Annotated in this window: 23 protein-coding genes and 1 pseudogene; 19 read left to right on the top strand and 5 right to left on the bottom strand. The window is 65.5% G+C overall.

Going from position 1 to position 23,054, the window contains the following annotated elements; translation table 11 throughout:
- Positions 1–487: 487 nt before the first annotated feature.
- The gene (locus tag H7A76_RS16470) at positions 488–1,300 is read left to right on the top strand and encodes an AraC family transcriptional regulator (RefSeq protein ID WP_185699481.1); all 813 of its coding nucleotides are present in this window, start codon (positions 488–490) and stop codon (positions 1,298–1,300) included.
- Between the two features lie 297 nt (positions 1,301–1,597).
- A pseudogene (locus H7A76_RS16475) lies at positions 1,598–2,140 on the top strand (amidohydrolase family protein); the annotation flags it as partial.
- Here the strand turns inward: H7A76_RS16475 and H7A76_RS16480 are convergent.
- On the bottom strand, positions 2,092–2,724 hold the full coding sequence (locus tag H7A76_RS16480; protein WP_185699483.1) for a LysE family translocator: 633 nt from the start codon (positions 2,722–2,724) through the stop codon (positions 2,092–2,094). The pseudogene H7A76_RS16475 and the gene H7A76_RS16480 sit on opposite strands and share 49 nt — an antisense overlap.
- Before the next feature lie 35 nt (positions 2,725–2,759).
- A complete protein-coding gene (locus H7A76_RS16485; protein WP_185699484.1) occupies positions 2,760–3,386 on the bottom strand; it encodes an alanyl-tRNA editing protein in 627 nt (208 codons plus the stop codon).
- Positions 3,387–3,475: 89 nt separating this feature from the next.
- Here H7A76_RS16485 and H7A76_RS16490 point away from each other — a divergent pair, with 89 nt between their 5' ends.
- Positions 3,476–4,420: a LysR family transcriptional regulator gene (locus H7A76_RS16490; RefSeq protein ID WP_185699485.1), complete on the top strand. Its 945-nt coding sequence runs from the start codon at positions 3,476–3,478 to the stop codon at positions 4,418–4,420.
- Positions 4,421–4,495: 75 nt separating this feature from the next.
- On the opposite strand, the gene H7A76_RS16495 is transcribed toward H7A76_RS16490, so the two are convergent.
- Positions 4,496–4,903, bottom strand: a complete 408-nt coding sequence (locus tag H7A76_RS16495) for a PA2817 family protein (RefSeq protein ID WP_185699486.1) — start codon at positions 4,901–4,903, stop codon at positions 4,496–4,498.
- Positions 4,904–4,988: 85 nt separating this feature from the next.
- Positions 4,989–7,436 carry an acyl-CoA dehydrogenase gene (locus H7A76_RS16500; protein WP_185699487.1) on the bottom strand — a complete coding sequence of 816 codons (2,448 nt, stop codon included), beginning with the start codon at positions 7,434–7,436 and terminating at the stop codon, positions 4,989–4,991.
- A gap of 224 nt (positions 7,437–7,660) precedes the next feature.
- Between H7A76_RS16500 and H7A76_RS16505 the strand changes: the two genes are divergently transcribed.
- The 4 genes from H7A76_RS16505 (at position 7,661) to H7A76_RS16520 (ending at position 10,827) form a co-directional block, all read left to right on the top strand.
- Complete coding sequence (locus tag H7A76_RS16505) at positions 7,661–8,320, top strand: transglutaminase-like domain-containing protein (RefSeq protein WP_185699488.1); 660 nt, start codon at positions 7,661–7,663, stop codon at positions 8,318–8,320.
- 42 nt (positions 8,321–8,362) lie between these two features.
- Positions 8,363–8,986, top strand: a complete 624-nt coding sequence (locus H7A76_RS16510; RefSeq protein ID WP_185699489.1) for a glutathione S-transferase family protein — start codon at positions 8,363–8,365, stop codon at positions 8,984–8,986.
- Between the two features lie 132 nt (positions 8,987–9,118).
- On the top strand, positions 9,119–10,051 hold the full coding sequence (locus H7A76_RS16515; protein WP_185699490.1) for an ABC transporter ATP-binding protein: 933 nt from the start codon (positions 9,119–9,121) through the stop codon (positions 10,049–10,051).
- On the top strand, positions 10,048–10,827 hold the full coding sequence (locus H7A76_RS16520; protein WP_185699491.1) for an ABC transporter permease: 780 nt from the start codon (positions 10,048–10,050) through the stop codon (positions 10,825–10,827). The genes H7A76_RS16515 and H7A76_RS16520 overlap by 4 nt, the downstream gene beginning before the upstream one ends.
- A gap of 54 nt (positions 10,828–10,881) precedes the next feature.
- On the opposite strand, the gene H7A76_RS16525 is transcribed toward H7A76_RS16520, so the two are convergent.
- Positions 10,882–11,397 carry a DUF2062 domain-containing protein gene (locus tag H7A76_RS16525; protein WP_031321234.1) on the bottom strand — a complete coding sequence of 172 codons (516 nt, stop codon included), beginning with the start codon at positions 11,395–11,397 and terminating at the stop codon, positions 10,882–10,884.
- Between the two features lie 140 nt (positions 11,398–11,537).
- On the opposite strand from H7A76_RS16525, the gene H7A76_RS16530 reads away from it, so the two are divergent.
- From H7A76_RS16530 to H7A76_RS16585, 12 genes are all read left to right on the top strand, one after another.
- A complete protein-coding gene (locus tag H7A76_RS16530; protein ID WP_185699492.1) occupies positions 11,538–13,769 on the top strand; it encodes a DNA internalization-related competence protein ComEC/Rec2 in 2,232 nt (743 codons plus the stop codon).
- Positions 13,770–13,871: 102 nt separating this feature from the next.
- A complete protein-coding gene (locus H7A76_RS16535) occupies positions 13,872–14,507 on the top strand; it encodes a MotA/TolQ/ExbB proton channel family protein (protein ID WP_185699493.1) in 636 nt (211 codons plus the stop codon).
- Positions 14,504–14,932 carry an ExbD/TolR family protein gene (locus H7A76_RS16540; RefSeq protein WP_022643156.1) on the top strand — a complete coding sequence of 143 codons (429 nt, stop codon included), beginning with the start codon at positions 14,504–14,506 and terminating at the stop codon, positions 14,930–14,932. The genes H7A76_RS16535 and H7A76_RS16540 overlap by 4 nt, the downstream gene beginning before the upstream one ends.
- Positions 14,932–15,942 carry a tetraacyldisaccharide 4'-kinase gene (gene lpxK / locus H7A76_RS16545; protein ID WP_185699494.1) on the top strand — a complete coding sequence of 337 codons (1,011 nt, stop codon included), beginning with the start codon at positions 14,932–14,934 and terminating at the stop codon, positions 15,940–15,942. Before H7A76_RS16540 ends, lpxK begins: the two co-directional genes overlap by 1 nt.
- A gap of 25 nt (positions 15,943–15,967) precedes the next feature.
- Positions 15,968–16,153 carry a Trm112 family protein gene (locus H7A76_RS16550; protein WP_011060103.1) on the top strand — a complete coding sequence of 62 codons (186 nt, stop codon included), beginning with the start codon at positions 15,968–15,970 and terminating at the stop codon, positions 16,151–16,153.
- Positions 16,150–16,914 carry a 3-deoxy-manno-octulosonate cytidylyltransferase gene (gene kdsB, locus H7A76_RS16555; protein ID WP_053135780.1) on the top strand — a complete coding sequence of 255 codons (765 nt, stop codon included), beginning with the start codon at positions 16,150–16,152 and terminating at the stop codon, positions 16,912–16,914. Before H7A76_RS16550 ends, kdsB begins: the two co-directional genes overlap by 4 nt.
- Positions 16,914–17,378 (top strand): low molecular weight protein-tyrosine-phosphatase, encoded by a 465-nt coding sequence (locus H7A76_RS16560; protein WP_185699495.1) that lies wholly within the window; start codon positions 16,914–16,916, stop codon positions 17,376–17,378. The genes kdsB and H7A76_RS16560 overlap by 1 nt, the downstream gene beginning before the upstream one ends.
- Entirely contained in the window at positions 17,375–18,400 is a 1,026-nt protein-coding gene (murB, locus tag H7A76_RS16565) for a UDP-N-acetylmuramate dehydrogenase (RefSeq protein WP_185699496.1), read from the top strand. The genes H7A76_RS16560 and murB overlap by 4 nt, the downstream gene beginning before the upstream one ends.
- A gap of 242 nt (positions 18,401–18,642) precedes the next feature.
- On the top strand, positions 18,643–19,113 hold the full coding sequence (locus H7A76_RS16570) for a (2Fe-2S)-binding protein (protein ID WP_185699497.1): 471 nt from the start codon (positions 18,643–18,645) through the stop codon (positions 19,111–19,113).
- Complete coding sequence (locus H7A76_RS16575) at positions 19,110–21,425, top strand: xanthine dehydrogenase family protein molybdopterin-binding subunit (RefSeq protein ID WP_185699498.1); 2,316 nt, start codon at positions 19,110–19,112, stop codon at positions 21,423–21,425. The genes H7A76_RS16570 and H7A76_RS16575 overlap by 4 nt, the downstream gene beginning before the upstream one ends.
- Positions 21,425–22,420, top strand: coding sequence for an XdhC family protein (locus H7A76_RS16580; protein WP_185699499.1), 996 nt, complete (start codon positions 21,425–21,427; stop codon positions 22,418–22,420). Before H7A76_RS16575 ends, H7A76_RS16580 begins: the two co-directional genes overlap by 1 nt.
- Positions 22,417–23,013 (top strand): NTP transferase domain-containing protein, encoded by a 597-nt coding sequence (locus H7A76_RS16585; protein ID WP_185699500.1) that lies wholly within the window; start codon positions 22,417–22,419, stop codon positions 23,011–23,013. The genes H7A76_RS16580 and H7A76_RS16585 overlap by 4 nt, the downstream gene beginning before the upstream one ends.
- The last annotated feature ends 41 nt before the right edge of the window (positions 23,014–23,054 follow it).

Raw genomic sequence — 23,054 nt, forward strand, 5'->3', positions numbered from 1 at the left:
GGGTCGCGAGTTCGAGTCTCGTTTCCCGCTCCAAATTCACAAGAACGCCGCTCATTCGAGCGGCGTTCTTGTTTGCGCTTCATAAAAGCCTCGCCACCACGTTGGTTTATCGCGTGCCCTAGTCCGGGGCTCCAGCGGCCTGCAGCCATGCCGGAAAATGATATTTGATTGATCGAATATGGTATTGAACCCAATGGCGCCGCGACCTGGTTTCTCCATCGAAACCAGCTTGCCCTTGACTATAAAAATAAAGGTACGCGTCGATGACCCCGGAGCGCCCTCGGCCATCACCGCCGAAAGTCGTGGCGGCAACCTGACCGATAGCATCATCATCCTTGGGGCCTTCCCTCCTGTTCAACCAGGTCAACCAACCCTTCGCCAGCGGACGTACGTCGCTCATCCACGCCATGGAGCAGCCTGCCGGGCCCTGAATGACGCTTGGGCTAGCCTGCTGTGATCTCAGGTTGCCGGGAGCAGAGGTAGGAACATGGTGCGCTTGATCGCCACGCAGGAAACCAATCGGATCGCCGCCAACTTCCTGTGCCATTTGGGTCGCTGCCTGCGGGACTTTGCCCCGGCGTTCGACTGGCCGGCGGCGCTGCACCTGAACGGCACCAGGCAAGTGCGCGACGGGCGGGTCGAGGTGATCCTCGATTCGCCCCTGCACCCGAGCAATATCCGGGGCTTGCAGGAGGAATGGCTGGCCTCCACCTGGCACTGGATCTGCCAGCGCCTGCCCGCAGTCAGCGGCAGTCGGGAGCTGCGCCTTGAACTGGATTACCCGGCGCCGGTCTACAAGGCGCTCTATGGCGAGATCTTTCCTGGGCGGATCGAGTTTTCCCGGCCCTGCACCCGATTGTCGTTTCCCGAAGCCTGGTACGAATTGCCGTTTCCGGCGGCCAACCCCTCTATGTCGCGCCTGTGTCATGAACAATGCCTGCTGGTCATGGCCCAGCTCGATGGCAACAAGAGCAATCTGATCGATGAGGTGCGGCGCCGCTTGCTGATGAATCCCCAGCGCGAGTTTGCCAGCCTCGAGGCCATGGCCGAACGGTTCAGGGTGACCCCGGTGACTTTCTACCGGCACCTGGCCAGGGCCGGGGTCAATTACCGCACGGTGGCCCTCGAGGTGCGCATGGGGCTGGCCAGGGAGTACCTGGAGAAGACTCGTATTCCCTTGCGGAAAGTTAGTTACACCCTGGGTTATGACTATCCGCCGAACTTCTACCGAGCGTTCAAGAAGTGGTTCGGCATGACCGCCCAGGAGTGTCGTTTCGGCCTGGAACAAGTCGCTCGTTGATCAACTGGCGGGTTGCCGCCTAATGATATTCGAATGCCGGGAGATGATATTGAGGGCACGTTGGGGTTGATGGATCTTGTTCGCTCGATATCCCTGGCGAAGGTGTCCACATGAGCCGCGACAAGAACAACAACTTCAAGTCGAGCCACACCGGGCATGGCACCGCAAAATCCGACACGGTATTCATCAACGGCAGCATCCACACCGTCGATGAACGACAACCCTGGGCCGAGGCGGTGGCGATAAAGGACGGGGTCTTCGTCGCGGTAGGCAGCAATGCCCAGATCCAGGCGCATGTCGATGAACCCACCCCCGATGCATGCCCTGGTCCGCGCCTATGGCGAAGGCGTGTGGTACCAGGCCGCGAGCGGGGTGGTCGGGACCCAGTACGTGCACGTCTGCGAACATCGCCTCGATGCCCTCAAGACCCTGGATCATGCCGGTGACTTGACCTTGCGGGTGGAGGCGGCGATCAGTTGGCAAGACGATATCTTCCCGGTCAGGCGGCGTTGGGAGTTGCTCGCCGGCGAGCGGCACTTCTATCGCAGTGCCCGCTTGAATGCCGGCGCGGTGAAGTTCCACTTCGACGGCACCCACGAGACCCAGACCTCGTATTTCGCCACGCCCTACAGCGGCGCCGGGCAGTGGCGCGGCAGCCTGAACCTGACCCCGGAGCACATCACCGACCTGGTGGTGGACCTGGACCGCCAGGGCATCCGCGTGATCGCCCACTGCACCGGCGATGCGGCGTCGGATATTTGCCTCGACGCGGTGGCCGAGGCCCGGGCGGCTCAGAGCGAGAGCAGCAAGCGCCCGGCGAACAGCAGCAAGATCAGGCCCATGCCGCGTTCGAACCAGTGACCCAGGCGCATGAACAGCGAGCGCACCCGGGCGCTGGAAAAGAACAGCGCGACGATGACGAACCACACGCCGTTCACCAGGCACATCCAGGCGCCATACAGGGCCTGGATGCTCAGTGGCGTGCTGGCGCTGACCAGGGTGGTGAAGATTGCCAGGAAAAACAGGGTCGCCTTGGGATTGGTCGCGTTGGTCAGGAAGCCGGTGACGAAGGCCCGGGCCGCCGTCGGTTGCGGCTCCTGGCCGGGCGAGTCGCCGGGCAGGGCGGACTTGGCCTTGCTGCGCAGCAGGCTGAGGCCCAGGTACAGGATATAGGCGGCACCCAGTAGCTTGGCGGCGTTCAGCAACCAGGGCGTGGCATGCATCAGGGCGCCGACCCCCAACAAGGTATAGAGCACGTGGACCGAGATGCCGGCGCCGATCCCCAGGGCGGTACAAGTGCCGATCATGCGGCCGAAGCGCACGCTCTGGCGGATGGTGACGGCGAAGTCCGGCCCGGGGGCGAGCACGGCGAGAAAGTGAACCACTGCCAGGGCGGCGAATTCACCGAGATAGGTGGACAGCATGGAAGCTCCGTGAGACAGGTTGAAGGGGCGAGGGGTCAGGCCAGGTCGTAGCTGACCGAGAGCACGCCCTTTTTTTCCGTTACCGATTCAATGCGTACCTGGCCCAGTTCCCGCAGTCGTTGTACATGGGTGCCTCCGCAGCCAAAGGCCGGCAACGGGCCGAAGCCGACCTGGCGCATGCCGTCCTGCAGCTCGATGCGGCGCTGCAAGTCCGCGCTTATCCATTGCTCGATGGCGCTGTGCACCAGGTCGGCATCGATGGCCTGTGCTACCGGCCCCGGCTTGAACGACACCCGGCCTTCGCCCGGCCAGTGGTGGGCCTTGACCGGTATCCAGCCCTGGCTCTGGCCGAAGTGGCCGATCAGGTGCCCGGCCGAGTGCATGCGGCTGTTGAACAGGCGTGGGTCCGGGTCCACCCGGGCGATGAAAGAACCGGGCTCCAGGGGCTGGGACAGCTGGTGCAGGATCCGTTCGCCCTCCTGCAGCACCCGCAATACCCGGGCCTCGCCAATCCAGCCGGTGTCGCTGGGTTGGCCGCCGCCCTGGGGATGGAACGGCGTGGCGTCGAGGGTGGCGATGAACGAGTCGTCCACCTTGGTGCAATCCAGGGCTTGCACCGGGGCATTCAATTCATCGTCTTGGAAATACAGGCGCAGCGTCATGGTCGAGACCTTGCAAGTGAGTGTTTTTTTATTATGTGGCGGCCTCGATTGCGTGATAATCCGTTCGAAACTCAATGGACTATTGCGTCATGAGCATAAATCTATCCCTGCCTTTGCTGGCCGAAATGGCCATTTTCGTCCGCGTGGTGGAGACCGGCAGCTTCTCCGAGGCCGCGCGCCAGCTGGGCTCTTCGCCTTCGGCGGTGAGTCGCAGCGTTTCGCGCCTGGAGAAGGCCCTGGCCACCCGTTTGCTGCAGCGCACCACCCGCAAGCTGCGCTTGAGTGACGGTGGCGAGGAAGTGTTCAAGCGCTGCCGCGAGATGGTCAGCGCGGCGCGTTCGGTGATGGAGATCAGCGGCCAATTCACCCACGAGGCCGAGGGCGTGGTGCGGGTCAGCGTGCCCAAGGCGGTGGGGCGTTTCGTGGTGCACCCGCACATGCCCGAGTTCCTGCGGCGTTATCCGAAGGTGGATGTGGAGTTGCTGCACGAAGACCGGGACGTCGACCTGATCGACGATCATGTCGACCTGGCGATCCGCATCACCGACCGGCCGCCGCCCGGGTTGATCGGCCGCCAGTTGCTGCGCATCGACCATCTGTTGTGTGCCACGCCGCAGTACTTGGCGGAGCACGGTACGCCGGGCCATCCCCAGGACCTGCGCCAGCACAGTTGCATCTACCTGGGCGAGACGCCCAGCGACGCGCGCTGGAAGTTCACCCAGGGCAGCAAGGCGGCCACCGTGGCGGTGCGTGGGCGCTACGCCGCCAACCACACCGGCGTACGCCTGGATGCGGTGCTGCAACACCTGGGCATCGGCAGCCTGCCGTACTTCACTGCGCGCCATGCCCTGGAGCAGGGCTTGATCGTGCAGGTACTGCCGGAGTGGACCTTCCTGGCCTCCTACCACGGCGGCGCCTGGCTGCTGCACTCGCCGACCCGCTACCTGCCGCCCAAGTTGCGGGTGTTCATCGATTACCTGGTGGAGTGCCTGGCCAAGGAGCCAACCTTGGGCCGGCCGGGCAGGGCACCCTAGTCGCCGACAAACCGCGCCCATGAAAAAGGCCCGCCGGTGCAACCGTGCGGGCCTTGATGACGCCAGGCGTATCGATCAGTGCTTGCTGTCCTGGTCGGAGAGCGCCAGCAGCTGTTTTTCCTGGTTCCAGTCGAAGGGCTCGTCGTTCTGCTCGGCCTCGTAGCGGCGCTCCTCGAGGGCCTGGTACAGGTCGATTTCCTCGTCGGGCATGTAGTGCAGGCAGTCGCCAGCGAAGTACCACAGCAGGTCGCGCGGCACCAGGTGGGCGATCTGCGGGTAGCGTTGCATGATCTGGCACAGCAGGTCCTGGCCCAGGTACTGGCTTTCAATCGGATCGATCGGCAGCGAGGCGCGCAGTTCATCGAAGCGCTCCAGGAACAGCGCGTGGCTTTCTTCGGGAACCTGTTCGGCTTCTCCCACGGCCACCAGGATGCTGCGCAGGTGGTCGAGCAGGACGAGATGATCGGCGACGGCGTTGGACATGACAGGGTCCTCAAGAGCAAAACGGGCGCGGGAGTATATAGCCCCCACGCCCGGTTTCATAATCGACCAGCCCAAGGGCGGTCGCTTAGCGGGTCTTGCCTTCGCTCAAGGTCAACTCTTCCTTGGCGAAATCATCCACATCGATGACTTTGCGCCGCGCTGCTTCGGCCGTGTGCAAGCTTTGCGCCTCGGCTGCCTGCAGGACACCGGCCTGCAATGCTGCGTCGATGATCGACTCGCCGGGGGCGGGTTTGAACTGGCCGCTTTTCAGCGCCTCGTGCAGACGCTTGTACTGTGGGTGCGCGGCGCTGAGCCGTTCGCAGGCATGCTGCAGGGCGCCCACCGGATCGTCCGCCGCTTGCGGGCGGTAGCAACCTTCCAGCACCGCTTCCAGGGCCGGGTCGCCCTTGGCCCGACCGATGATCGCCGCCACTTCGGCGTCCAGGCGATCCGAGGGGCCGGCATGGCGCCGGCCGAAGGGAAACACCAGGACCCGCAGCAGGCAACCGAAGGTGCGGCTGGGGAAGTTGCGCAGCAGTTCGTCCAGGGCCCGTTCCGAGTGGCCGAGGCTTTCTTCCATGGCCCAGGCCAGCAGCGGTTGCAGGTACTCCGGCGAGTCCAGGTCGTGGTAGCGCTTGAGTGCCGCCGAGCCCAGGTACAGGTGGCTCAGCACGTCGCCCAGGCGTGCGGACAGGCGCTCGCGGCGCTTGAGTTCGCCACCCAGGAGCATCATCGACAGGTCGGCGAGCAGGGCGAAGGCCGCGGCCTGGCGGTTCAAGGCGCGGAAGTAGCCCTGGCTGAGGCTGTCCCCCGGGGCTTTTTCGAAGCACCCCAGGCCCAGGTTCAGCACCAGGGTGCTGGCGGCGTTGCTCACGGCGAAGCCGATGTGCTTGAGCAGCAGGGCATCGAACTCCTTCAGGGCCTGGTCGTGGTCCTCGCGCCCGGCCAGGGCCATTTCCTTGAGCACGAAGGGATGGCAGCGGATCGCCCCCTGGCCAAAGATCATCAGGTTGCGCGACAGGATGTTGGCGCCTTCCACGGTGATGAAGATCGGCGCGCCCTGCCAGTTGCGGCCCAGGTAGTTGTTGGGCCCCATGATGATGCCCTTGCCGCCGTGCACGTCCATGGCGTGGCCGATGCATTCGCGGCCGCGCTCGGTGAGGTGGTACTTGAGGATCGCCGACAGCACCGAGGGTTTTTCCCCCAGGTCCACGGCGTTGGCGGTGAGCATGCGCGCGCTGTCCATCAGCCAGGCATTGCCGCCGATGCGCGCCAGGGCTTCCTGGATGCCTTCGAAGGCCGCCAGCGGCACGTTGAACTGCTCACGTACCTGGGCGTACTGGCCGGTGACCAGGCTGGTGAACTTGGCGGCGCCGGTGCCCACTGCCGGGAGCGAGATGGAGCGTCCCACCGACAGGCAGTTCATCAGCATCATCCAGCCCTTGCCGAGCATGTCCCGGCCGCCGATGAGGAAGTCCAGGGGGATGAACACGTCCTTGCCGGAGTTGGGACCATTCATGAAAGCGGCGCCCAGGGGCAGGTGGCGACGGCCGATTTCCACCCCGGGGGTGTCGGTGGGGATCAGGGCCAGGCTGATGCCCAGGTCCTCTTCGGCGCCCAGCAGGTGGTCCGGGTCATAAGCCTTGAAGGCCAGGCCCAGCAGGGTGGCGACCGGCCCCAGGGTGATATAGCGCTTTTCCCAGTTCAGGCGCAGGCCGACGGTTTCCTGCCCTTGCCACTGGCCCTTGCAGATGATCCCGGTGTCGGGCATGGCGCCTGCGTCGGAGCCGGCCAGCGGGCCGGTCAGGGCGAAGCAGGGGATGTCGTCGCCCCGGGCCAGGCGTGGCAGGTAGTGGTTGCGCTGTTCGTCGGTGCCGTAGTGCAGCAACAGTTCGGCCGGGCCCAGGGAGTTGGGGACCATGACCGTGGACGCCAGGTCGCCGCTGCGGGTCGCCAGCTTCATTGCCACCTGGGAGTGAGCATAGGCCGAGAAGCCCTTGCCGCCGTACTCCTTGGGAATGATCAGGGCGAAAAAACCATGCTCCTTGATATGCGCCCAGGCCTCGGCAGGCAGGTCCATCTCCTGGCCGATCTGCCAGTCGCTGACCATGGCGCAGAGTTCTTCGGTGGGACCGTCGATGAAGGCTTGTTCTTCCTCGGTGAGCCGGGCCTTGGGGTAGGCCAGCAGGGTGCTCCAGTCTGGACGCCCGCTGAACAACTCGCCATCCCACCACACGGTGCCGGCGTCGATGGCGTCGCGCTCGGTTTGCGACATCGGCGGCAAGACCTTCTGGAACCAGTTGAACAGCGGGGCGCTGAAGTGCTTGCGCCGCAGGTCGGGTAGTAACAGGGGCGCGGCCACTGCCGCCAGGAGCACCCAGCACACCAGCAGCAACCAGCCGGGAGCGTGGCTGAAGAAGCCCATGGCCAGCAGGTAGACGGCCACCGCGCCCAGGGCGGGCAACGGCGCGGTGCGGCGGTGTGCCAGATAGGCGATGCCTGCCAACAGAACCAGTATCCACAACAACAGCATATTCAATCCTCCATGAGGCCAGGGACCCGAAGCACCTTCAGAGCTTAGCCGGCGTGCGACCAAGCAGGGGCCCGGGGCAGTGCGGGGCAGGCTGGCCTGGCCGGTGAACGTCGGCGGCACGTTCGGTCCGGATGGGTGAAGCAGGCCATGATCTTTGGCCGAAACGTCGTTATCTCCTTGCTGGATGCCCCTATAGACTCAGGGTTCACCTGGAGGTCATGCCCATGCACGAGTACCTGCGTCCCAGCCGCTTCATCGATAGTGACCACCCTGCGGTGGTGGAGTTCGCCGAATCTCATCGCGGTGTCGATCGTGATCCCCGGCAGCAGGCGGTGAGCCTCTACTACGCGGTACGCGAGGCCGTGCGCTACAACCCTTATACCTTCAGCCTCGATCCGGGAACCCTGCGCGGCAGCCATGCCCTGGCCACGGGGGAGAGCTATTGCGTGCCCAAGGCGACCTTGCTGGCCGGTTGTGCACGGCATTGTGGGATTCCTGCCCGGATAGGCCTGGCGGACGTGCGCAACCATCTCTCGACCCCGCGCTTGCTGGAATTGTTGCGCAGCGACGTGTTCGCCATGCACGGCTATACCGAGCTGTACCTGGACGGGCGCTGGGTCAAGGCCACGCCGGCGTTCAACCAGGCCCTGTGCGAGCTGTTCGATGTGGCGCCGCTGGAGTTCGACGGCGTGCAGGACAGCGTGTTCCATCCGTTCAACCGCCAGGGCGAACAGCTGATGGAGTACCTGGTGGACCATGGGCAGTTCGCCGATGTCCCGGAGCACTTCTTTTTCGACCACCTGAAAAAATGCTATCCGCATCTGATCGGCCAGCCGCAATTCACGGGACTGGGTGATATGCACAGCGATTTGAGTCGCGGCTGATCAGGCGTAGACTGCCCCGGCATTCATTACCGAGGGATGGTCATGTTGAAGATTTGGGGACGCAAGAATTCATCGAATGTCAGGAAGGCGCTGTGGTGCGCCGAAGAGCTGGGGCTGGCCTATGAGTCCCTGGATGCCGGCGGCGCCTTCGGCGTGGTGGACACCCCCGAGTACCGGGCGCTGAACCCCAACGGGCGGATCCCGATGATCGAGGACGAAGGCTTCGTGCTCTGGGAATCCAACACCATCGTGCGCTACCTGCTGGCCCGGCACGCCGCCGACACCCACTGGTATCCGGCCGACGTGCAGGCCCGCGCCAGTGCCGAGAAATGGATGGACTGGACCACCTCGACCTTCGCCGATGTATTCCGTCCCCTATTCTGGGGGGTACTGCGCACCCCTCCGGCCGAGCAGGATTGGGTGCGGATCGACGCCGCCAGGGACACCTGTGCCCAGTTGCTGGAGCGGGTCGACCAGGCCCTGGCGGACCAGCCTTACCTGTCCGGCCAGGAGATCGGCATGGGCGATATCCCCCTGGGCAGCTTCATCTACGCCTGGTTCGAGATGCCCATCGAGCGTCCGCCGCTCCCCCACCTGCAGGCCTGGTACCAGCGGCTGGCAGCGCGCCCGGCCTACCGTCGGGCGGTGATGACCGCTTTGACTTAATACCCACTATCGATACGCATGACTGTACTTGCAGGGCGCCGGCCCGCAACATGGCGGGCGCCCGGCAAAGTTGCAATCGGCCCGGCCTGCCCTTACCTATAAAACTTCCCCTTCTTGGTGCATGAATCCGATATGAGTTCCGCTCTGTCCATCCGGCAGCTAACCAAAACCTACGGCAACGGTTTCCAGGCCCTGAGTGGTATCGATCTGGACGTCGCCGAGGGTGATTTCTTTGCCTTGCTCGGTCCCAACGGGGCCGGTAAATCCACCACCATCGGCATTCTCTCGACCCTGGTGAACAAGACCAGCGGCACGGTGAATGTCTTCGGCCATGACCTGGACCGCCAGCCGGCCGCGCTCAAGCGCAGCATTGGCGTGGTGCCCCAGGAGTTCAATTTCAACCAGTTCGAGAAGACCTTCGACATCGTCGTGACCCAGGCCGGCTACTACGGCATTCCGGCGAAGATCGCCAAGGAGCGCGCCGAGCAGTACCTGACCCAGCTCGGCCTGTGGGACAAGCGCGATGTGCCTTCGCGCTCGCTGTCCGGCGGCATGAAGCGCCGGTTGATGATCGCCCGGGCCCTGGTCCACGAGCCGCGCCTGCTGATCCTCGACGAGCCGACCGCCGGGGTGGACATCGAGCTGCGCCGCTCGATGTGGAGCTTCCTTACCGAGCTCAACCAGAAGGGCATCACCATCATCCTCACCACCCATTACCTGGAAGAGGCCGAGCAGCTGTGCCGCAACATCGGCATCATCGACCACGGCACCATCGTCGAGAACACCAGCATGCGCCAGTTGCTCAGCCAGCTGCATGTGGAAACCTTCCTGCTCGACCTCAAGCATGACTTGCATGTGGCCCCGCAGCTGGCCGGCTATCCGACCCGCCTGGTCGATAGCCATACCCTGGAGGTCCAGGTGGACAAGGTCGTGGGCATCACGGCGCTGTTCAGCCAGTTGGCGCTGCAGAACATCGAGGTGTTGAGCCTGCGTAACAAGACCAACCGACTTGAGGAGCTGTTCGTGTCCCTGGTGGAGAAAAACCTGTCGAAGGTGGCGGTATGAGTTCGGAGTTCAAGCCCAACCTGGTAGCGCTCAACACCATCGTCTACCGCGAGATCAGGCGCTTCACCCGGATCTGGCCGCAGACCCTGCTGCCGCCGGCCATCACCATGGTCCTGTACTTCGTCATCTTCGGTAACCTGATCGGCCGGCAGATCGGCGACATGGGCGGCTTCACCTATATGGAGTACATCGTGCCGGGGCTGATCATGATGTCGGTGATCACCAACTCCTACGGCAACGTGGTGTCGAGTTTCTTCGGCAGCAAGTTCCAGCGCTCCATCGAGGAATTGATGGTGTCGCCGGTCTCGCCCCACACCATCCTCATCGGCTACACCCTGGGCGGCGTGTTGCGCGGGCTGATGGTGGGGATCATCGTGACCTTGCTGTCGTTGTTCTTCACCAAGCTGCAGGTGCACCACCTGGGGGTCACCGTGCTGGTGGTGGTGCTGACGGCCACGATCTTCTCGTTACTGGGGTTCATCAACGCGGTATTCGCGCGCAACTTCGACGATATCTCGATCATCCCGACCTTCGTGCTGACGCCGCTGACCTACCTGGGCGGGGTGTTCTACTCGATCAACCTGTTGCCGCCGTTCTGGCAGACCGTGTCCCTGGCCAACCCGGTGCTGCACATGGTCAACTCGTTCCGCTACGGCATCCTCGGGGTCTCGGACATCAGCATCGGCACGGCGATCAGCTTCATGCTGGTGGCCACCGCGGTGCTCTACATAGGCTGCGCCAGGTTGCTGGTGAGCGGGCGTGGCATGCGCCAGTAGGCAACGGCCCCATCAACAACGACAACGGCCTCCCTCGGGAGGCCGTTGTCGTTTCTAGCGCCGCTGCAGCTTGCGCCGCTGCCATTGGCGGCCGACCCACCAACGCCAGTACAGCATGGTCAGGCAATAGGCCAGGGCGCCCAGGGCCAGGCCGGCCACCACCGAACCCAGGAGGAAGGGTTGCCAGAGGGTGGCCAGCTGGCTGCTGATCCATTCCCAGGTGAGGCTGTCGGGCAGGGTGCGTGGCGGTACGTTCATCAGCCAGGCTCCTAGCTGATAGGTGCAGAAGAACACCGGCGGCATGGTGATCGGGTTGGTCAGCCATACCAGGCTGACGCTGATGGGCATGTTGCCCCGCAACCAGATGGCCAGCACCGCGGCCAGCAGCATCTGCATCGGGATCGGGATGAAGGCGGCGAACAGGCCCACGGCCATGGCGCGGGCCACGGAGTGCCGGTTGAGGTGCCAGAGGTTGGCGTCATGCAGCAAGGTGCCGAGAAAGCGTAAGGACTTGTGTTCCCGGATGCTGGTGGGATCTGGCATGTAACGTTTGAATAGGCGCCGGGGCATAAGGCTTCTCGGTCGGGTCAAGCGGCAATTATGGCTGGATTGTAAACAGGGCAAATTCAGACATTGTGACAAATGATAAAGCCGTGGCCGGCCGTCCTCGGCTAAGCCAAGGGTAGGGCTCGTCATGGATGGATTGGCTGATGCGAACAGGGATGCTGGGCTTGGCCGCGGGGCTTCTGGCGCTGGGGTTTCTGCCGGCCTTGCCGCCGCTCTGGTGGTTGCTGCCGGTATTGGTGCTGGCCGTGCTGCTGTTGCCGTTTCGTACACATCCGGTGGCATTTTTCCTATTCGGTTTCAGTTGGGCCTGTGCCTCTGCACAGTGGGCGCTCGACGATCGCCTGGCGTCGCGCCTGGACGGCCAGACTCGCTGGCTGGAAGGGCGGATTACCGGCTTGCCGGAGGTCGGGGCGCAGGTGGTGCGGTTCGAGTTGCAGGGGGCCCAGGCCCGACGCGAGCGCCTGCCACGGCGAATTCGCGTGAGCTGGCGTGACGGGCCGCCGGTCAAGAGCGGCGAGCGCTGGCGCCTGGCGGTGACGCTGCGTCGTCCCGTGGGGCTACTCAACGTCCAGGGGTTCGACTACGAGGCGTGGCTGCTGGCTCGGCGTATCGGCGCCATCGGTACGGTCAAGGATGGCCAGTTGCTGGCGCCGGCCCAGGGCGCCTGGCGCGACCGTTTGCGCCAGCGCTTGCTGGCGGTACAGGCCCATGGCCGGGGCGGAGGGCTGGCCGCATTGGTGATGGGGGATGGTTCCGGGCTGACGCGCGAGGACTGGCAGGTGTTGCAAGACACCGGCACCGTGCACCTGATGGTCATTTCCGGGCAGCACGTCAGCCTCCTGGCGGGGGTGATCTACCTTGCCGTGGCGGGGCTGGCGCGGCTAGGCGCCTGGCCCGCGCGTTGGCCCTGGCTGCCGTGGGCCTGTGGCCTGGGTTTTCTCGGGGCGTTGGGCTACGGGTTGCTCGCAGGGTTCGACGTGCCGGTGCAGCGCGCCTGCGTGATGGTGGCCCTGGTCCTGCTCTGGCGCCTGCGCTTCCGTCACCTGGGCAGTGGGTGGCCGCTGCTGCTGGCGCTGGATGCGGTGCTGTTGCTCGAACCCCTGGCCAGCTTGCAACCGGGGTTCTGGCTGTCGTTCGCGGCGGTGGCGGTCCTCATCTTCACCTTCGCCGGGCGGCTGGGGGCCTGGCGCTGGTGGCAGAGCTGGACCCGCGCCCAGTGGCTGATAGCGATCGGCCTGCTGCCACCGATGCTGGCCCTGGGCCTGCCCATCAGTCTCAGCGGTCCGCTGGCCAATCTGCTGGCGGTGCCCTGGGTCAGCCTGCTGGTGTTGCCGCCGGCTTTGCTGGGGTGCCTGTTGTTGCCCCTGCCGGTGGTGGGCGAAGGTCTGTTGTGGTTGGCCGGTGGGTTGCTGGAGGGGCTGTTCCGGGTGCTGGGTCTGATCGCCGGGTGGTGGCCGGCCTGGGTCGCGCCGCTGTTGCCCGGCTGGATCTGGAGCCTCGCCAGCCTGGGGGCGTCGTTGCTGTTGCTGCCGCCCGGCGTACCGTTGCGGATCCTCGGCTGGCCGCTGCTGCTGTTGGTGGCCTGGCCGCCGCAACCGCGAGTGCCCTTCGGCGAGGCCGAAGTCTGGCAACTGGATGTGGGCCAGGGATTGTCTTTCGTCCTGCGTACCCGCAGCCACGCGATGCTGTACGACGCAGGTGCCCGTAGCGGCGATTTCGACCTCGGCGAGCGGGTAGTGGTGCCGACCCTGCAGCGCTTGGGCATCCGCCAGCTGGACCTGATGTTGCTCAGCCATGCCGATAACGATCATGCCGGTGGCGCCCTGGCGGTGCAGCGGGCCTTGCCGGTTCGCCTGGTGCGTAGTGGCGAGCCCGAGGCATTGCCGGCCATCTTGCAGGCCATGCCGTGCGAGTCCGGGGTGAGCTGGCAATGGGATGGCGTGCGTTTCAGCCAGTGGCAATGGGCCGGGGCGCGCGATGGCAACCAGGCTTCTTGCGTATTGCAGGTCGAGGCCCGGGGCGAGCGCCTGCTGCTCACTGGCGACATCGATATCCATGCGGAACAGGCTTTGCTCCAGGGCCCGCTGGCGCAGCGGACCCATTGGTTGCAGGCGCCACACCATGGCAGCCGGACCTCTTCGTCCATGGCCCTGCTACAACGGCTGGCGCCCGATGCGGTACTGGTTTCCCGGGGCCGGGGCAATGCCTTCGGTCACCCGCACCCGCAGGTGGTGGCGCGTTACCGGAGCCTGGGCGTGGCGCTTTATGACAGTGCCGAGCAGGGCGCGCTGAGGTTGCGCCTGGGGGCTTTCGCGCCGCCCTACAGCGTGCGCGAGCAACGGCGGTTCTGGCGTGAGCCGGTAACAATGCCTTAAATAACCGTGGATTATTAAAGCCTGGAAACATGCGACATCACGGTCTTCGGTGCGTCCGGCCCCTATGTTAGAGTGGCGCACTTTTTCGAGGGGGCTGTCACTGTGTGGGAATTGGTCAAATCCGGCGGTTGGATGATGCTGCCGATCATCCTGAGTTCCATCGCTGCCGTGGGCATCATTGCCGAGCGCTTGTGGACCCTGCGGGCCAGCCGCGTGACTCCGCCCCACCTCCTGGGCCAGGTCTGGCGCTGGATCAAGGACAAGCAGCTGAACAAGGACAAGCTCAAGGAACTGCGTGCCGATTCGCCCCTGGGCGAGATCCTGGCCGCGGGCCTGGCCAACTCCAAGCACGGCCGCGAGATCATGAAGGAATGCATCGAGGAAGCGGCGGCCCGGGTCATCCACGAGCTGGAGCGCTACCTCAACGCCCTGGGCACCATCGCTGCCATGGCGCCGCTGCTGGGCCTGCTGGGCACCGTGCTGGGCATGATCGATATCTTCAGCTCGTTCATGGGCTCGGGCATGACCACCAACGCCCATGTGCTGGCCGGTGGTATCTCCAAGGCCCTGATCACCACCGCCGCGGGCCTGATGGTGGGGATCCCCTCGGTATTCTTCCACCGGTTCCTGCAACGCCGGGTCGATGAGCTGGTGGTGGGCATGGAGCAGGAGGCGATCAAGCTGGTGGAAGTGATCCAGGGCGACCGCGATGTCGACCTGGCCGGGGGCGCAGCGTGAAATTCCGTCGCAAACCCCGGGAAACCGTGGACATCAACCTGGCATCGCTGATCGATGTGGTGTTCATCCTGCTGTTGTTCTTCGTGGTCACCACCACCTTCACCCGGGAAACCGAATTGCGTGTCGACCTGCCCGAAGCCGTCAGCGGCTCGCCGGCCGAGGACCAGCAGATCAAGCAGCTGGACATCGCCATCAGCGCCGACGGGGTGTTCTCGGTGAACAACCAGGTATTGCCCAAGAACGACCTGGCGACCCTGATCGAGGCCTTGCAGAAGGAATCCGCTGGCGATACCAACCTGCCGCTGTCCATCAGCGCCGACGGCAAGACCCAGCATCAAGCGGTGATCACTGCCATGGACGCGGCCGGCAAGCTCGGTTTCAGCCACCTGCGCATGACCACCGTCGAGGCGGCGCCGGCTCCCTGATGGCACTTTCCGATCGTTTGCTCGCCGCCTGGTACCAGGGCCACCCCGCACTGAAACTGCTGCGGCCCCTGGAATGGCTGTACCGCCGTGTCGTGGTGGGCAAGCGCCAGCGCTTCCTGGCCGGCGAGGGCCAGATCTACCAGCCGCCGGTGCCCCTGGTGGTGGTGGGCAACATCACGGTCGGTGGTACCGGCAAGACTCCGTTGATCCTGTGGCTGGTGGAGCATTGCCAGCGCCTCGGCCTGCGGGTCGGCGTGGTCAGCCGTGGTTATGGCGCCAAGCCAGCCCAGTTGCCCTGGCGGGTCACGGCCACGGACAGCGCCGAGGTGGCGGGCGACGAACCGCTGCTGATCGTCCAGCGCTGCGGCGTGCCATTGATGATCGATCCCGATCGCAGCCGCGCGGTGCAAGCCCTGCTCGCCGCCGAGCCGCTGGACCTGATCCTCTCCGACGATGGCCTGCAGCATTACCGCCTGGCCCGCGACCTGGAGCTGGTGCTGATCGACGCGGCCCGCGGCCTGGGCAATCGCCGCTGCCTGCCGGCCGGCCCGCTGCGCGAGCCGGTGGAGCGCCTGCACAGTGTGGATGCCGTGCTGTACAACGGTGCCGCTGCCGATCGCGACGATGGTTTCGCCTTTGAGCTCCAGCCTTCGGCGATGGTCAACCTGCAAAGCGGCGAGCGCCGTCCGCTGGCGCATTTCACCCCGGGGCAAGCGGTGCACGCGGTGGCCGGCATCGGCAACCCCCAGCGTTTCTTCAATACCCTTGAAACGCTACACTTGCGACCTGTCCCCCATGCATTTGCCGACCATGCCCAATACAGTGCGCAGGCCTTGGCCTTCACCCCGTCGTTGCCGCTGGTCATGACCGAGAAAGATGCGGTCAAGTGCCGCGAGTTCGCGGCGGCCCACTGGTGGTACCTGGCGGTCGACGCGGTGCCATCGCCAGCCTTCGTCGCCTGGTTCGACACCCAGTTGATGCGCCTGCTGCCTGACCGTCTATTGCCTTAAACCGCTGCTATCCAGGGAAACCCTCATGGACACCAAACTGCTCGACATCCTGGCCTGCCCGATCTGCAAGGGCCCTCTCAAACTCAGCGCCGACAAGACCGAGCTGATCAGCAAGGGCGCCGGCCTGGCCTATCCGATCCGCGACGGCATCCCGGTGATGCTCGAAAGCGAGGCTCGCACCCTGACCACCGAGGAGCGCCTGGACAAATGACCAGCGCCTTCACCGTTGTCATCCCGGCGCGTTTCGCCTCCACCCGCTTGCCGGGCAAGCCGCTGCAGATGATCGCCGGCAAGCCGATGGTCCAGTGGGTCTGGGAACAGGCCCGCAAGAGCCGCGCCGAGCGCGTGGTGGTGGCTACCGACGACCAGCGTATCGTCGATGCGTGCCAGGGCTTTGGCGCCGAAGCGCTGCTGACCCGTGAAGACCACAACTCCGGCACCGACCGCCTGGCCGAGGTCGCCACCCAGCTGGGGCTGGCGGCGGACGCCATCGTGGTCAACGTCCAGGGTGACGAGCCGCTGATCCCGCCGGCGGTGATCGACCAGGTGGCGGCCAACCTGGCGGCCCATCCCGAAGCGCGCATGGCCACCCTGGCCGAGCCGATCGAGGATGCACAGACCCTGTTCAACCCCAACGTGGTCAAGGTGGTCAGCGACCTCAACGGCCTGGCGCTGACCTTCAGCCGCTCGACCCTGCCTTGGGCCCGTGACGCCTTTGCCCGCAATCGCGACGAACTGCCCGCCGGCGTGCCTTACCGCCGCCATATCGGCATCTACGCCTACCGTGCCGGTTTCCTCCATGACTTCGTCAACTGGGGGCCTTGCTGGCTGGAGAACACCGAGTCCCTGGAGCAACTGCGGGCCTTGTGGCACGGCGTGCGCATCCATGTGGCCGATGCCCTCGAAGCCCCGCCCACCGGTGTGGATACCGCCGAAGACCTCGAGCGCGTCCGACGCCTGTTGGAGGCCTGATGCGGGTCCTGTTCGTCTGCCTGGGCAACATCTGTCGCTCACCCACCGCCGAAGGCGTGTTGCGCCACAAACTGCGTGCAGCCGGTCTTGCCGACCAGGTGCAAGTGGCTTCCGCCGGCACCAGCGACTGGCACGTCGGCAAGGCGCCGGATGCCCGCAGCCAGCGGGCGGCGTTGCAGCGCGGCTACGACCTGTCGGCGCAACGGGCGCAGCAGGTCAGCAGCGCCGACTTCGCGTGCTATGACCTGATCTTCGCCATGGACCAGAGCAACCTGCGCAACCTCAAGGCCCTGCAACCGGCCAATGGCAAAGCCGAGCTGGACCTGTTCCTGCGCCGCTACGAGGCGGTGCGCGACGAGGTGCCGGACCCGTACTACGACGGTGAAAAGGGTTTCGAGCAAGTGCTGGACCTGATCGAAGCCGCCTGTGACCGCCTGGTGATCGAATTGCAGGGACGCCTATGAGCCTGGTCATCCAATCCGATGTGTCGCTCAAGCCGTTCAACAGCTTCGGGGTCGAGGTCAAGGCCCGGTTGTTCGCCCAGGCCCATGATGACGCCGATGTCCGTGAGGCCCTGGACTACAGTCGCGAGCACCAGTTGCCATTGCTGGTGATCGGTGGTGGCAGCAACCTGCTGCTGGCCGGGGATATCCAGGCCCTGGTGCTGCGCATGGCCAGCCGCGGTATCCGCCTGCTCGAGGACGATGGGCAGCGGGTGGTGGTGGAAGCCGAAGCCGGGGAGGCCTGGCACCCCTTCGTCCAGTGGACCCTGGCGCAGGGCTTGTCGGGATTGGAAAACCTCAGCCTGATTCCCGGCACCGTCGGTGCCGCGCCGATGCAGAACATCGGTGCCTATGGCGTCGAGATCAAGGACGTGTTCGCCGGCCTGACCGCCCTCGATCGGCAGACCGGCGAGCTGCGCGAGTTCGACCTGCAGCAGTGCCGGTTCGCCTACCGTGACAGCCTGTTCAAGCAGGAGGTCGGTCGTTGGCTGATCCTGCGGGTGCGTTTTGCCCTGAGCCGGGCCGGGCATCTGCACCTTGAGTACGGCCCGGTACGCCAGCGCCTGGTGGAGCAGGGCGTCGAGCAGCCCACTGCCAGCGATGTCAGTCGGGCGATTTGCAGCATCCGCAGCGAGAAGCTCCCGGACCCGGCGGTGCTGGGCAATGCCGGCAGCTTCTTCAAGAACCCGGTGGTGCCGGCGGCGCTGGCGGAGCGCATTCGCCAGGCGCACCCAGGCTTGGTGGCCTACCCCCAGGCGGATGGGCAGATGAAGCTGGCGGCCGGCTGGCTGATCGAGCAGGCAGGCTGGAAGGGCTTTCGCGAGGCCGATGCCGGGGTCCATCGCTTGCAGTCGCTGGTGCTGGTCAACTACGGCAACGCCAGCGGACGGCAGTTGTTGGCGTTGGCCCAGAGGATCCAGCGCGACATCGCCGAGCGCTTCGGTGTCGAACTGGAGATGGAGCCCAATCTCTACGGGGCATGATCGTTCGCCTGCCCTGTAATGCAAAAAAGCCTTGGCCGAATGACGTTCGGGCAAGGCTTTTTGCTTAATTAGGGCTTAACTTAGCAGGCTAAGAATGTGCTTCTTGCTGTGCCCAAGGGTCCGGTGAAGCTCGAACTTCACAAGAGAGCCCGATTAGCCTGAACCGATCTGCGTGCCCTGCGGTCGCGGTGCCGCGCGACAGATGGTTCGACCCCATCCCTCCATAGAATGCGGGCGTGCCCATGATTACCCTGAAACTCAACGGACAAGACCATCCACTGGACGTCAGCGAGGATATGCCCCTGTTGTGGGCGATCCGCGACGTGATCGGCTACAACGGCACCAAGTTCGGCTGCGGCATGGGCTTGTGTGGTGCCTGCACCATCCATATCGACGGCGATCCTGCCCGCAGTTGCATCACCCCGGTCGGCTCGGTGCTGGGCAAGAACGTCAGCACCATCGACAACCTGCACAACGATCCGGTGGGCCAACTGGTACAGCAGGCCTGGCTGGACACCGCGGTGGCCCAGTGCGGCTATTGCCAGGGCGGGCAGATCATGTCCGCCACCGCGCTGCTCAAGACCCACCCCAACCCCAGTGACGAACAGATCGAGGAGGCGATGCTCGGCAATATTTGCCGCTGCGGTACCTACAACCGGATCAAGACCGCGATCCGCCGCGCTGCCGGCCAATTGCAGGAGGCCAAGGCATGAGTCCTCTACCTACTGATTTCACCCTGGCCAACCTGAGTCGCCGGGGTTTTCTCAAAGGCGTGGGCGCCACCGGTGCCCTGGTGCTGGCCGCCAGTTGGGGTTGGCAGGATGCCTTTGCCGAGGACAAGAAGTTCGGCGCCGACGGCATGCCCCACGGCTGGGTCGACGATCCCAAGGTCTATGTCAGCATCGATGCCGATGGCAGCGTGACGGTGACCTGCAACCGCTCGGAAATGGGCCAGGGCGTGCGTACCAGTCTGAGCATGGTGGTGGCCGACGAACTGGAAGCCGACTGGGCCCTGGTCAAGGTCAGGCAGGCGCCGGGTGACGAGGCGCGTTATGGCAACCAGGACACCGATGGCTCGCGCAGCATGCGCCATTGGTACGAGCCCATGCGGCGTTGCGGCGCGGCTGCGCGAACCATGCTTGAGCAAGCGGCGGCGGCCCAGTGGCAGGTGCCGCTGGCGGAGTGCCGGGCGCAGTTGCACAAGGTGGTCCACCAGCCCAGTGGGCGGGAACTGGGCTACGGCGCCCTGGCCGCCGCTGCCGGGGCCCTGGCGGTACCGCCGCGGGACAGCCTGCGGCTGAAGTCGGCTTCGCAGTTCCGCTACATCGGCAAGGAAGCGACCCGGGCGATCGATGGCCAGGACATCGTCAATGGCCGTGCGGTGTACGGCGCCGACGTGCATTTCGAAGGCATGCTGTTCGCCGTGGTGGCCCGGCCCCGGGTCTATGGCGGCAAGCTCAAGTCCGTCGATGACAGCGCCGCGCTGAAGGTGCCGGGGGTGATCAAGGTCATCCCCATCGAAAGTCGGCCCGTGCCCTCGGAGTTCCAGCCCCTGGGCGGGGTCGCGGTGGTGGCGAGCAACACCTGGGCGGCGATCAAGGGCCGCGAGGCGTTGAAGCTCGAGTGGGAGGATGGGGTCAACGCCGGCTACAACTCCATCGATTACCGCAAGGAACTGGAGGCGGCCGCGCACCAGCCGGGCAAGGTGGTGCGCAGCACCGGCAACCTCGAGCAGGCCCTGGGCAGCGCCGACGGCAGCCTGGAGGCTACCTACTACCTGCCGCACCTGGCCCAGGCGCCCATGGAGCCGATGGTGGCCGTGGCGCGCTTCCAGGACGGTCGCTGCGAGGCCTGGGCGCCGAGCCAGGCGCCCCAGGTGACCCGCGAACGCATCGCCGAGCGGCTGGGGATCGGTTTCGACCAGGTCACGGTGAACGTCACCCTGCTGGGTGGCGGCTTCGGTCGCAAGTCCAAGCCTGACTTCATCATCGAGGCGGCGATCCTGGCCAAGGCCTTTCCCGGCAAGGCGGTGCGGGTGCAGTGGACCCGCGAAGACGATATCCACAACTCGTATTTCCACACCGTGTCGGCCGAATACCTCAAGGCCGGGTTGAACAAGGACGGCATGCCTGCGGCCTGGCTGCACCGCACCGTGGCGCCGAGCATCACGGCCTTGTTCGCCCCGGGCATGAACCATGAGGCGGCTTTCGAGCTGGGCATGGGTTTTACCAACATGGCCTATGCCATTCCCAACGTGCGCCTGGAGAACCCCGAGGCGGCTGCCCACACCCGGGTTGGCTGGTATCGCTCGGTGTCGAACATTCCCCATGGCTTCGCGATCCAGAGCTTCGTCGACGAACTGGCCCACAAGGCCGGCGAGGATCCGCTGAAGTACCAGCTGCGGCTGCTGGGGCCTGATCGGCAGATCGATCCGCGAACCTTGAGCGAGGAGTGGAACTATGGCGAGTCCCCCGAGCGCTATCCCATCGACACCGCGCGCCTGCGCACGGTGCTGGAAACCGCCGCCAAGGCTGCCGGTTGGGGGCGTGAACTACCCAAGGGCCGCGGCCTGGGGCTGGCGGTGCACTACAGCTTCGTGACCTACGTGGCAGCGGTGATCGAGGTGGAGGTCAAGGGCGATGGCACCCTGATCGTGCACAAGGCCGATCTCGCCGTGGATTGTGGTCCGCAGATCAACCCCGAGCGTATCCGCTCGCAGTTCGAGGGGGCTTGTGTCATGGGCCTGGGCAACGCGGTGCTGGGGGAAATCAGCTTCAAGGACGGCAAGGTCCAGCAGGACAACTTCCACATGTACGAAGTGGCACGCATGTCCCTGGCGCCGAAGGAGGTGCAAGTGCACCTGGTGACACCGCCCGGGGAGGTGCCGCTGGGTGGCGTCGGCGAGCCCGGTGTGCCGCCGATCGCCCCGGCGTTGTGCAATGCGATCTTCGCCGCTACCGGCAAGCGCATCCGCAACTTGCCGGTGCGCTACCAGCTGCAGGGCTGGCAGCAGGCGAGCGCCTGATGGACAGCGTCGACCTGAATGTCCTGCGCAGTGTCCTGGAGTGGCGGCGCGCCGGTCGGGCGGTGGTGCTGTACAGCGTGGTCCAGACCTGGGGCAGCGCGCCGCGACCGCCAGGCGCCATGCTGGCGCTGCGCGATGACGGGGTGGTGATCGGCTCGGTGTCCGGTGGCTGCATCGAGGACGACCTGATCGCGCGCCTGGGCGATGGGCGCCTGGCCATGCAGGGGCCGCCGGTCCAGTTGGTGACCTATGGCGTGACCCTGGAGGAGGCGGCGCGTTTCGGCTTGCCGTGTGGCGGCACCCTGCGCCTGACCGAGGAGCGGGTCGGCGATCCGGCCTGGGTCGCCGAACTGCTCGAGCGGTGCCAGGCGCACCAGATCGTGGCCCGGGAACTGAACCTGGCCACCGGCGAGGTGCGGCTCGAGCCGGCGCGCAAGAGCGATGAGCTGGCGTTCGACGGAGCCATCTTGCGGGCGATCTACGGCCCGCGCTGGCGCTTGCTGTTGATCGGCGCCGGGCAGCTGTCCCGGTACGTGGCGCAAATGGCCCGCCTGCTGGACTTCGAGGTGCTGGTCTGCGATCCACGGCGGGAGTTCGTGCAGGGCTGGGACGCGGAGGACGGACGGTTTGTCGCCGGCATGCCCGACGATGCGGTCGCGAGTATCGAGCCTGATGAGCGCACCGCGGTGGTGGCCCTGACCCATGATCCGCGCCTGGACGACATGGCCTTGCTCACGGCGCTCGACTCCCGGGCCTTCTACGTCGGTGCGCTGGGCTCCCGGGTCAACAGTCGCAAGCGCCGGGACAACCTGGCGCTGTTGGGGCTGTCGGCCCAGGCTATCGGGCGTCTGCACGGGCCGGTGGGCTTGCATATCGGCAGCCATACCCCGGCGGAGATCGCCTTGTCGCTGATGGCCGAGATCGTGGCACTGAAGAACGGTGTCGAAACCGTGCAGAAGAAGCCCGCGTCCCAGGCCAGCCAGGTGGCCGTATGAGCCTGCTGCCCTGTGCGCTGATCCTGGCGGCGGGGCAGGGCAGGCGTTATCAGGAGGGGGCGGGGCATGGCCAGGACAAACTGCTGGCGCCCTGCCGGGGGCGTGACGGCGTGTTGCGGGCGGTCCTGGAGCAGGTGCTGGTGAATCTGCCGGGGGAGATTGTGCACCGCGTCCTGGTGACCACGGCGCACCGGCCGCAGGTTCTGGCATTAGGCCGGGTCCATGGCTGTGAAGTGTTGGAGTTGGAGTCCGCCGGCATGGGCCATAGCCTGGCGGCAGCGGCGACGGCCGCTGCCGATGCCCAGGGGTGGCTGGTGGTGCTGGGGGATATGCCCTTCATCCGGGTCGACACCATCCGGCAGGTGGTCGAGGCCATGGAGCCGGGGCGGATCTGCGTGCCCAGGCAGGGGGGCGAGCAGGGGCATCCGGTGGGTTTTGGCCGGGCTTATGGCCAAGCACTGCGTGGGTTGTCCGGTGATCGCGGAGGCCGGTCGTTGTTTGCTTCGGGGCTGGTGGTGGAGGTGCCGGTGAGTGATCCGGGGGTCCTGTGGGATGTGGACGTGCCGCAGGCGCTGGACTATCGGCAGGGCTGAAACACGGGTATGAAAAAGCCCCGCCCGGAGGTCCGGAGCGG

Origin of the sequence: Pseudomonas sp. MSSRFD41 (assembly GCF_014230245.1) — a bacterium.
Classification (GTDB): domain Bacteria; phylum Pseudomonadota; class Gammaproteobacteria; order Pseudomonadales; family Pseudomonadaceae; genus Aquipseudomonas; species Aquipseudomonas piscis.

What these genes read in the sequence shown, in the direction of transcription:
- H7A76_RS16470 (WP_185699481.1), top strand. Translation starts at nt 488, where the DNA reads ATGGTGCGCTTGATCGCCACGCAGGAAACCAATCGGATCGCCGCCAAC.
- H7A76_RS16480 (WP_185699483.1), bottom strand. Translation starts at nt 2,724, where the DNA reads ATGCTGTCCACCTATCTCGGTGAATTCGCCGCCCTGGCAGTGGTTCAC.
- H7A76_RS16485 (WP_185699484.1), bottom strand. Translation starts at nt 3,386, where the DNA reads ATGACGCTGCGCCTGTATTTCCAAGACGATGAATTGAATGCCCCGGTG.
- H7A76_RS16490 (WP_185699485.1), top strand. Translation starts at nt 3,476, where the DNA reads ATGAGCATAAATCTATCCCTGCCTTTGCTGGCCGAAATGGCCATTTTC.
- H7A76_RS16495 (WP_185699486.1), bottom strand. Translation starts at nt 4,903, where the DNA reads ATGTCCAACGCCGTCGCCGATCATCTCGTCCTGCTCGACCACCTGCGC.
- H7A76_RS16500 (WP_185699487.1), bottom strand. Translation starts at nt 7,436, where the DNA reads ATGCTGTTGTTGTGGATACTGGTTCTGTTGGCAGGCATCGCCTATCTG.
- H7A76_RS16505 (WP_185699488.1), top strand. Translation starts at nt 7,661, where the DNA reads ATGCACGAGTACCTGCGTCCCAGCCGCTTCATCGATAGTGACCACCCT.
- H7A76_RS16510 (WP_185699489.1), top strand. Translation starts at nt 8,363, where the DNA reads ATGTTGAAGATTTGGGGACGCAAGAATTCATCGAATGTCAGGAAGGCG.
- H7A76_RS16515 (WP_185699490.1), top strand. Translation starts at nt 9,119, where the DNA reads ATGAGTTCCGCTCTGTCCATCCGGCAGCTAACCAAAACCTACGGCAAC.
- H7A76_RS16520 (WP_185699491.1), top strand. Translation starts at nt 10,048, where the DNA reads ATGAGTTCGGAGTTCAAGCCCAACCTGGTAGCGCTCAACACCATCGTC.
- H7A76_RS16525 (WP_031321234.1), bottom strand. Translation starts at nt 11,397, where the DNA reads ATGCCCCGGCGCCTATTCAAACGTTACATGCCAGATCCCACCAGCATC.
- H7A76_RS16530 (WP_185699492.1), top strand. Translation starts at nt 11,538, where the DNA reads ATGCGAACAGGGATGCTGGGCTTGGCCGCGGGGCTTCTGGCGCTGGGG.
- lpxK (WP_185699494.1), top strand. Translation starts at nt 14,932, where the DNA reads ATGGCACTTTCCGATCGTTTGCTCGCCGCCTGGTACCAGGGCCACCCC.
- H7A76_RS16550 (WP_011060103.1), top strand. Translation starts at nt 15,968, where the DNA reads ATGGACACCAAACTGCTCGACATCCTGGCCTGCCCGATCTGCAAGGGC.
- kdsB (WP_053135780.1), top strand. Translation starts at nt 16,150, where the DNA reads ATGACCAGCGCCTTCACCGTTGTCATCCCGGCGCGTTTCGCCTCCACC.
- H7A76_RS16560 (WP_185699495.1), top strand. Translation starts at nt 16,914, where the DNA reads ATGCGGGTCCTGTTCGTCTGCCTGGGCAACATCTGTCGCTCACCCACC.
- murB (WP_185699496.1), top strand. Translation starts at nt 17,375, where the DNA reads ATGAGCCTGGTCATCCAATCCGATGTGTCGCTCAAGCCGTTCAACAGC.
- H7A76_RS16570 (WP_185699497.1), top strand. Translation starts at nt 18,643, where the DNA reads ATGATTACCCTGAAACTCAACGGACAAGACCATCCACTGGACGTCAGC.
- H7A76_RS16575 (WP_185699498.1), top strand. Translation starts at nt 19,110, where the DNA reads ATGAGTCCTCTACCTACTGATTTCACCCTGGCCAACCTGAGTCGCCGG.
- H7A76_RS16580 (WP_185699499.1), top strand. Translation starts at nt 21,425, where the DNA reads ATGGACAGCGTCGACCTGAATGTCCTGCGCAGTGTCCTGGAGTGGCGG.
- H7A76_RS16585 (WP_185699500.1), top strand. Translation starts at nt 22,417, where the DNA reads ATGAGCCTGCTGCCCTGTGCGCTGATCCTGGCGGCGGGGCAGGGCAGG.